The sequence below is a fragment of the Actinomadura rugatobispora genome, from assembly GCF_042656285.1.
GTDB classification, from domain to species: Bacteria; Actinomycetota; Actinomycetes; order Streptosporangiales; family Streptosporangiaceae; genus Spirillospora; species Spirillospora rugatobispora.
In genome coordinates this window covers 1-8,290 of sequence record NZ_JBHSON010000189.1, presented here as the reverse complement: position 1 = coordinate 8,290, position 8,290 = coordinate 1, and the positions used below count along the sequence as shown (strand labels likewise).

Below are 8,290 nucleotides of genomic sequence, written 5' to 3'. Positions count from 1 at the left end.
CGCAACCAGTCGTCGATCCTCACATACAGTGCGGTGGCGAGGGTGTTCAGGTCTGGGGTCACAACCGACCATGGACACCCTCGCCCCATTTCCGCAGGCGATCCCTTGGAATCAACCGTCTAGGCGGGGCCGGTAAAGAGCCGTCCAAGCAGGGAGCCGTCCGGGCGGGCCTGGGTAAAGAGTCGTTCAGGCGGCCGGAGCGGGGTGGGCGTACTCGGTGGGACGGTGCGGGGCGATGACCCGGCCGTCGGGGAGCAGCTCACCGGTGTCGTCGAAGAGCACGATGCCGTTGCACAGGAGGCTCCAGCCCTGTTCGGGGTGGCTGGCCACGATGCGGGCGGCCTCCCGGTCGAGCCTCTCGGGCGTCGGGCAGGGCGGCTGGTGCGTGCAGACCCGGTGGGTCGGGGTGAACGGGGATCGGGCGGACATCGGGTAGTACCTCCACTGTGTCCTAATTTAGGACATAGTGAATCTTGCCTACAGGCGACCTAAATATGCAAGTAGATGGGGAATTCTTTACTTTGCCCCAGGTGTAGATCGCGTCCGGGCGGGTCAGCGGCGCAGATCGTCGTCCGCCTCGTCCCCGTGGTCCACGTCGAGTCCGACGATCGACAGGCAGCCGGTGCAGATCCATTCGGCGATGACCGCCTCGGGGTTGGTGGCCTGCGTCCGGTACGGGTGCGCCAGGCGCCGCCGCCGCATGCCGTGGCCGCAGGTGGAGTGCAGCAGCCTCCCGCACTGCGGGCACGGCCAGACGTCCTCGCGGTGCCGCAGGCACTGCGGGCACTGCGGCGCCTCGTACGGCCCGGCGAGCTCGAAGACGTCCGGGACCTCGGTCGAGGCGAGCTCGTTCCGCCACTCCGCCTCCAGGTCGAGGTACTCGTCGGCGGGCCAGTGATGGTCGGCCAGCCACGCCAGGTACTCCTCCGAACTGGGGTCGAGCACCGCGGTGAGCGACTCGGGGTGGCCGGCGTCGCCGGCGGCGCGGTCGGTCTCCGGCGCGGGGGAGCGTCCTGGTCCGCGCCGTGTCAGGGCCAGCAGCGTGAGCAGGCCCAAGAGCACGGTGGCGGCCAAGCCTGTCGCCGTGGCCATCGTGGCGTCCTTTCATGATCTTGCTGCGAGGGTGTCCGATCATGAATTCACTTCACAAAACGCTGCGCACGCTACAAGAAAGGCTCTTTACGGAAAAGTCGATCACAAAAGAATCTTGCTCGGGTTCGCGCCGCCGGGGGTGTCCGAAACCCCCTCCGTGCGGGGGCCGGGAGGCCCGCCGCGCGGGGACGCGTCGCATCCGCCGCGCTCCGTCCCGCTGGTCCCATCTGTCCCGGTCCGGGCGGGGCTGGGCGGGTCCGGTGTGGGATTACTCTCTCCTCCGGTGCCGATCGGGATGTCCAAGATCGACCCGGCCTCTACGCTGGCGTGGCGTGAACGGATGATTCCGGGCGGTGTGCCCCGGATCCTGGAAGGGCTGGGGGGACCTAGCGTGAGCGAGGATGCGGTCCGGCCGCGTACCGACGACCTGGAGGCGGCCCTGGCGTCGGTCGCCACCGGGCCCGAACTCGGCGCGCTGCTGCTGGAGCTGCGCCACCGGGCCGGGCGGTCGCTGCGCGGGCTGGCGGAGGGCAGCGGGCTGGCCGAGGACGTGATCACCGGTATGCTCACCGGCCGGCGGTTCCCCGCCGAACGGGGGCTGCGCGCCTTCCTGGGGGCCTGCGGCGTCCCGGAGGCGCGGACGGCCCCGTGGGTGGCGGCCCATGCCGCGCTGGACCGCGGCGGCCTCACCTCTCCCGGCCCGGGCTTCCGAGCTCCGGACGACGACGAGGACGGGCTCAGCGTCACGATCGTGGACGGCGCGAAGTTCTTCGAGGAGGTCTCCGAGCGGATCAACGCCGATCCGGGGGCCGGCATCCGGGCGGACATCCGGGCCGAGATCCGGGCGGAGCTGCGCGACGAACTGCGGGCGGAGCTGCGCGAGGAGCTGCGGGCCGAGCTCCGCGCCGAGTTGCTGGAGGAGCTGGAGGACGTCCGCCGCCGCGCCTCCGCGATCCTGGCGTCCGCCGAGCGCGACGCCCGCACGCTCCTGGACGAGGCCCTCAGGTCGCGGTTGAGCGCAGCCCGGAGGGAGGGGACCCAGCCCGACGCCAACGTCTCGTTGACCGGGCTGCTCGGCGAGACCGTCCCGGAGGAGGCGGCGCCGCGGGTCCGCGAGCCGCTGTGCGTGCCGATCGGGCTGGACGCCGAGCGCCGCCCGGTCGAGCTCGACCTCAGGGACTCCGGGCACGGCCCGCACGGCATGGTCATCGGGGCGGAGGGCTCGGGGAAGTCGGAGCTGCTGCGCGCGATCGTGCTCGGCCTGGCGATGACGCACCCGCCGGAGGAGCTCAACCTCGTCCTGCTGGAGCACGGGGACGGCGGGACGTTCGCGGGGGCGGACCGCCTCCCGCACGTCTCGGCGCACGTGCCGAACCTGTCCGGCGCGCCCGCGCGCGCCGAGCGCGTGTACGAGGCGCTGTCCGGTGAGATCGTCCGGCGCCAGCAGGCGCTGCGCGCCGCGGGCGACCTGCCGTCCGTGCGCGAGTACGAGGAGGCCAGGGGCGGGCGCGCCGGCCTGGACGCGCTGCCGCCGCTGCTGATCGTCGTCGACGGGGCCTCCGAGCTGCTGGCGCGCAGGCCCGACTTCGGCGACCTGTTCCAGCTGATCGCCCGGCTCGGCCGGGCCCTGGGGCTGCACCTGCTGGTCGCCGCGCGCAGCCACGCGGACAAGAGCCTGCGCGCGCTGCACCGGCGGGCGGGCTACGTGATCGCGCTGCGGACCGTCGCCGCCACCGACTCGCGCGAGCTCCTCGGCGTCCCGGACGCCCACTGGCTGCCCGACGCCCCCGGCCACGGCTTCTTCAGATGGGGGACCGAGCCGGCCGTGCGGTTCAGGGCCGCGTCCGCCGCCGACGTCCGCGAGGCCGTGATCGAGCGGCTGGCGGCGCGCGGCGGCACGCCCGCGTTCCGGATCTGGCGGCCCCCGCTGGAGGAGGCGCCCGGCCTGGAGGAACTGCTGCCGCCGCTGTCGGTCACGGCCGAGCACGGCCTCACCACGGCGGGCTGGGAGCACCGGGGCGGGCTGCGCGCCGTCGCCGGGATCGTGGACCGGCCGTTCTACCACCGGCGCGACCCGTACTGGCTGGACCTGTCGGGAGAGGCCGGGCACGTCGCGGTCGTGGGCGGCCCGGAGAGCGGCAAGACCACGGCCGTCCGCGCGCTGGTCGCGTCGCTCGCGCTCACCCACACTCCGGAGGAGGCGCGGTTCTACTGCCTCGATCTCGCGGAGCCCGACCCCGCCGCCGTGCGCCGGGACGATCCGGCGGCGGGCCTGGCGGCGCTGGAGGGGCTGCCGCACGTCGGGGCGGTCGTCACCCGCGACCCCGGCCCGGCCGGAACCGCCCGCGACCACCGCGACCACGACCGCGTGCGGCGGACGATCGCGCAGGTCACCGCGATCCTGGAACGCCGCGAGCACGCGCCCGCCCAGACCGGCCCGCTGGAGGACGCCGCTCACGTGTTCCTGGTCGTGGACGACTGGTGCACGCTCCGCGACGACTTCCCCGACCTGGAGGGCTCCGTCGCCGACCTGGCCGAGCGCGGCCTCCCGCACCGGGTCCACGTGATCGCCTCCGCCGCCGCGTGGAAGGACTTCGGTGACCGCGCGCGGGAGGCGTTCGGGACGAAGCTGGAGCTGCGCCTGGCCGACCCGTCCGCGTCGGAGTTCGGCGCCAAGCGCGCGGTGAACGTCCCCGACGGGAGCCCGGGACGCGGCCTGACCAGCGACGGGTTCCACTTCCTGACCGCGCTCGCCGACCTGGGACGGCTGGTGCCCGACGTCGCCAAGGCGTGGACGGGCCCGGCGGCGCCCGCCGTCCTGCCGCTCCCCGACGTGCTGCCCGCCGCACGGCTGCCCGTCCTGGTGCCGTCCGGTCCGGAGGGCCGCGCCCGGATCCCGATCGGCGTCGAGGAGGGGACGCTGGCGACCGTGCACGCCGACTTCGCCGCGCACCCGCACTTCCTGGTCCTCGGGGCCGCGGGATCGGGCCGCTCGAACCTGCTCCGCCACATCACCGCCGCGATCACGGCCCGGCACGCGCCCGAACAGGCCCGGGTGGTGTTCATCGACTACCGCCACTCGCTGGCCGAGGTCGCCGACACCGAGCACCAGATCGGGTTCACGGTCTACGCCGACAGCGCGACCGCGCTGGTCAAGGACATCCACGCCTCGCTGAGCCGCCGCCTCTCCGCGGGCGGCGGCCCCGCCGTCCCGGGACGGGACTGGACGGGCGCCGAGCTGTTCGTGGTCGTCGACGACTACGACCTGGTGGCGCGCCGCGGCGCCGACCCGCTGCGCCCCCTGGCCGACCTGGTGCCGCACGGCCGTGAGATCGGTCTCCATCTCGTCCTCGCCCGCGCCCTGCACGGAACCTCCCGCGCGCTGCCGGCCGAGATCGTCGGGCCCATGCTGGAGATGGGCACGCCGTGCCTCCTGCTGGCCGCCGGAGAGGACGCGGCGAGCGAGAAGGCCCTGGTGGAACGCCTGTCGCCGCTGCCGCCCGCCCCGCGCCGCCCCGCACCGGGGCGCGGTCACTTCTCGCCGGGCCGCGACCGGCTCGCGGACGCGCGGCCCGGCCCCGCCCGGCTGATCCAGACGCCGCTGCACGCCCCCGCGGCCCCCGCCCCGCCCGTTCCTTAAGTCCGCTTTCGCTCCCGCTTGCTGTGATCGTGCCTGCCGGCCCGGAAGGGACCGGGCCGGCGGCACCGATCACGGAGGGAAACAGAGCATGGCTCTCAGCGGACGTACCAAGATCGGGATTGTGCTGGCGGGGGCCGCCGGGGCGGCGGCGCTCGGCCTGGGCGGCGCGGCGCTGGCCGACCCTGGCGCCCCGCCCGAGCTGCGGATCGTCAGCGGCCACGACGAGGCGCCCGGGACCACCGGCGGCCCCGGCATGACCGGCGCCTCCTGGAACGCCGGCGCGCCCGGCAAGGACTGCCCGGAGAAGCGCACCGCCACGCCCGACCCGGCGCAGGCGGCCGACGGCCGATGACGGGGTCCCGGGTCGCCGAGAGCGCGCTCGCCGAGCGGGCCCTCTTCGAGATGAAGAGGATCATCGTCGGCCAGGACCACATGATCGAGCGGATGCTGGTCGCGGTCCTGGCCGGGGGCCACTGCCTGCTGGAGGGCGTGCCGGGGGTCGCCAAGACCCTCGCCGCCGAGACGCTGGCCACCGTGGCCGGCGGCTCGTTCTCCCGCGTGCAGTTCACCCCCGACCTGGTGCCGTCGGACATCGTCGGCACCCGCGTCTACCGGCCGTCGGCCGAGTCGTTCGACATCGAGCTCGGCCCGGTGATGGCCAACGTGGTGCTGGCGGACGAGATCAACCGGGCGCCCGCCAAGGTGCAGTCGGCGCTGCTGGAGGTCATGGCGGAGCGGCAGGTCAGCATCGGCGGCCGAACGTTCCGGGTGCCCTCGCCGTTCCTGGTGCTGGCCACCCAGAACCCGATCGAGTCCGAGGGCGTCTACCAGCTGCCCGAGGCGCAGCGCGACCGGTTCCTGATGAAGATCGACGTCGGCTATCCGACGGAGGCGCAGGAGCTGGCGGTGCTCTACCGGATGAGCGTGGACCCGCCCGCGCCCGCCCCGGTGCTGGACGCCGAGCTGGTGACCGGGCTGCGGCGGGCCGCCGAGCTGGTGTTCGTGCACGACGAGGTGGCGCGGTACGCGGTGCGGCTGGTCGCGGCCACGCGGGACCCGATCGCCCACGGGGTGGACGAGATCGCCCGGCTGATCGCCTACGGCGCGGGGCCGCGGGCCACGCTGGGGCTGGTCGCGGCGGCCCGCGCGCTGGCGCTGCTGCGCGGCCGCGACTACGTGCTGCCGGGGGACGTGCGGGACCTGGCGCAGGACGTGATGGCGCACCGGCTGGTCCTGTCGTTCGACGCGCTGGCCGACGGCGTGGACGCCCGGACGATCGTGGGCCGGGTGGTGTCGGCCGTCCCCGCGCCGCGGATCGCCCCGCGCGAGGACGACCCCGGCGGCCAGGGCGGCGGCGGGCACGACGCCGGGCCCGACGCGGGCCCGGACGCCCGGCCGTACACGGGGCCGCACATGGGGCCGCACGCCCCCGGGACGGAGGCGGCGTGAGCGTCCCGAACCCGAACGCCTCCCTCGACCTGCGCGACCTCGCCCCGGAGCAGGCCCTGCGGCGGCTGGAGCTGGTCATCACGCGGCGCCTGGACGGGCTGCTGCAGGGCGATCACCTCGGGCTTCTGCCGGGCCCGGGGACCGAGGCCGCCGAGGGCCGCGAGTACCTGCCCGGCGACGACGTGCGGACCATGGACTGGAACCTCACGGCCCGCACGACGGTCCCGCACGTCCGGGACCGGATCGCCGACCGGGAACTGGAGACCTGGGCGCTGGTCGACGCGACCGCGAGCATGGACTTCGGCACCGGCCGGCTGGAGAAGCGGGACCTGGCGGTCTTCGCGGTCGCGGCGGTCGCGTTCCTCACCGAGCGCACCGGCAACCGGATCGGGGCGCAGATCGTCCACGGGGACGGGCTGCGGCACGTCCCCGCCAGGTCGGGCCGCCCGCACCTGCTGGCGCTGCTGCGCACGCTGCTGGCCGCGCCCCGCTCCCGGCCGGGCGGCGAGGAGGGCCCGACGCTGGGCGCGGCGGCCGAGCTGATGCTGCGGACGGCGTCGCGGCGGCGCGGGCTGGTCGTGGTCGTCTCCGACTTCCTCGAACCGGTGGAGTCGTGGCAGCGGCGGCTGCGGCTGCTGGCGCACCGGCACCAGCTGCTGGCCGTCGAGGTCGTCGACCCGCGCGAGCTGACGCTGCCGGACGTGGGGCTGCTGGCGGTCGTCGACCCCGAGACGGGCCGGCGCCGCGAGATCTCCACCGCGAACCCGCGGCTGCGGCGCCGGTACGCGGAGGCGGCGGCGGAGCAGCGCGCGGAGATCGGGGCGGCGCTGCGCCGGGCGGGCGCGGCCCATCTGCGGCTGCGCACCGACGGCGACTGGATGCGGGACGTCGTCGAGCACGTCCTGTCCCGGCGCCGCGCCGCCACCGCCGCGCCCGCGCCCGCAGGGGGGAGGGGACATGGACTTCCTGGCGCCTAGCCGGCTGCTGCTGCTGACCGTGCCCCTGCTCCTGGTCGGCCTGTACGTCGCCGTGCAGGTGCGGCGGGGGCGGTACGCGGTCCGCTTCACCAACCTGGCCCTGCTGGAGAAGGTCGCCCCGGTCACGCCGGGCTGGCGGCGGCACGTCCCGGCGGCGGCGTTCCTGCTGATGATGGGGTTGTTCGTCACCGGGTTCGCGCGTCCGGCGGCCGATGTGCGGGTGCCGCGCGAACAGGCCACGATCATGGTGGCGGTGGACGTGTCCCACTCGATGGAGGCCACCGACGTCGAGCCCGACCGGCTCACCGCGGCCAAGCGGGCGGCCGGGACGTTCCTGGACCGGCTGCCGGCGCGGTTCAACGTGGGCCTGGTGGCGTTCTCCGGGACGGCCGCGGTCACGGTCCCGCCGACCACCGACCGGCGCGAGATGCGGGCCGGGATCGACCGGCTGACGCTGGGCCCGCGCACCGCGATCGGCGAGGGCGTGATCGCCTCGCTGGAGTCCATCGCCTCCTTCGGCGCCCAGTACGGCGAGAACGCCCCGCCGGGATGGGTCGTGCTGCTGTCGGACGGCACCAACACCTCCGGCCGCAGCCCGGAGGAGGCCGCCCAGCGCGCGACGCGGGCGCGGATCCCCGTCTCGACCATCGCGTACGGGACACCGGAGGGGATCTTCTACCAGAACGGGGCCGCGGTGCCGGTCCCGGTGGACGGGCCGTCGCTGGAACGGCTCGCGCAGGAGACCGGCGGCCGCTTCTACGAGGCCGCCTCCGGCGACGAGCTGCGCCAGGTCTACGAGGACATCGGCAGCAGCGTCGGCTACCGCACCGAGCGCCGCGAGGTGTGGGGGTGGTTCATCGCGGCCGGGCTGCTGCTGGCCTGCGCCACCGCCGGGGCCTCGCTGCTGTGGTTCTCGCGACTGCCCTAGGGGCTGGGGGAATTCGATGAGTCAGAGTTCGACAGGCTACGGATCCGTCGGGTCGCCCGAGGACGACCCCAGGTACGGCCTGGGGGAGCCGCGCGGGCCCGACTTCCAGTCCGCGCCGCCGCCGCAGGGATGGGCTTCGGGCCCGGTGCCCTCTGCCCCGTGGACGGCACCGGTCGTCCTGCCCGGCCGGCCCGCGGCCCCTGG

8 protein-coding genes are annotated in these 8,290 nt (G+C 75.0%); 6 read left to right on the top strand and 2 right to left on the bottom strand.

The window, feature by feature from the left end:
* Positions 1 to 186: 186 nt before the first annotated feature.
* Both ACFPZN_RS55305 and ACFPZN_RS55300 read right to left on the bottom strand, forming a co-directional pair.
* Positions 187 to 429, bottom strand: a complete 243-nt coding sequence (locus ACFPZN_RS55305) for a DUF5999 family protein (protein WP_378293340.1) — start codon at positions 427 to 429, stop codon at positions 187 to 189.
* Between the two features lie 123 nt (positions 430 to 552).
* Complete coding sequence (locus ACFPZN_RS55300) at positions 553 to 1,092, bottom strand: hypothetical protein (RefSeq protein WP_378293338.1); 540 nt, start codon at positions 1,090 to 1,092, stop codon at positions 553 to 555.
* Between the two features lie 391 nt (positions 1,093 to 1,483).
* Here ACFPZN_RS55300 and eccCb point away from each other — a divergent pair, with 391 nt between their 5' ends.
* From eccCb to ACFPZN_RS55270, 6 genes are all read left to right on the top strand, one after another.
* Complete coding sequence (gene eccCb, locus ACFPZN_RS55295; RefSeq protein ID WP_378293336.1) at positions 1,484 to 4,732, top strand: type VII secretion protein EccCb; 3,249 nt, start codon at positions 1,484 to 1,486, stop codon at positions 4,730 to 4,732.
* Positions 4,733 to 4,820: 88 nt separating this feature from the next.
* Positions 4,821 to 5,084, top strand: a complete 264-nt coding sequence (locus ACFPZN_RS55290; protein ID WP_378293334.1) for a hypothetical protein — start codon at positions 4,821 to 4,823, stop codon at positions 5,082 to 5,084.
* Positions 5,081 to 6,181 (top strand): AAA family ATPase, encoded by a 1,101-nt coding sequence (locus ACFPZN_RS55285; protein ID WP_378293332.1) that lies wholly within the window; start codon positions 5,081 to 5,083, stop codon positions 6,179 to 6,181. The genes ACFPZN_RS55290 and ACFPZN_RS55285 overlap by 4 nt, the downstream gene beginning before the upstream one ends.
* Positions 6,178 to 7,158 (top strand): DUF58 domain-containing protein, encoded by a 981-nt coding sequence (locus tag ACFPZN_RS55280; protein WP_378293330.1) that lies wholly within the window; start codon positions 6,178 to 6,180, stop codon positions 7,156 to 7,158. The genes ACFPZN_RS55285 and ACFPZN_RS55280 overlap by 4 nt, the downstream gene beginning before the upstream one ends.
* Positions 7,139 to 8,086, top strand: coding sequence for a VWA domain-containing protein (locus ACFPZN_RS55275; protein WP_378293328.1), 948 nt, complete (start codon positions 7,139 to 7,141; stop codon positions 8,084 to 8,086). The genes ACFPZN_RS55280 and ACFPZN_RS55275 overlap by 20 nt, the downstream gene beginning before the upstream one ends.
* Before the next feature lie 16 nt (positions 8,087 to 8,102).
* Positions 8,103 to 8,290 (top strand): hypothetical protein (locus tag ACFPZN_RS55270; protein ID WP_378293326.1); only part of this gene is annotated, 188 nt, incomplete at its 3' end.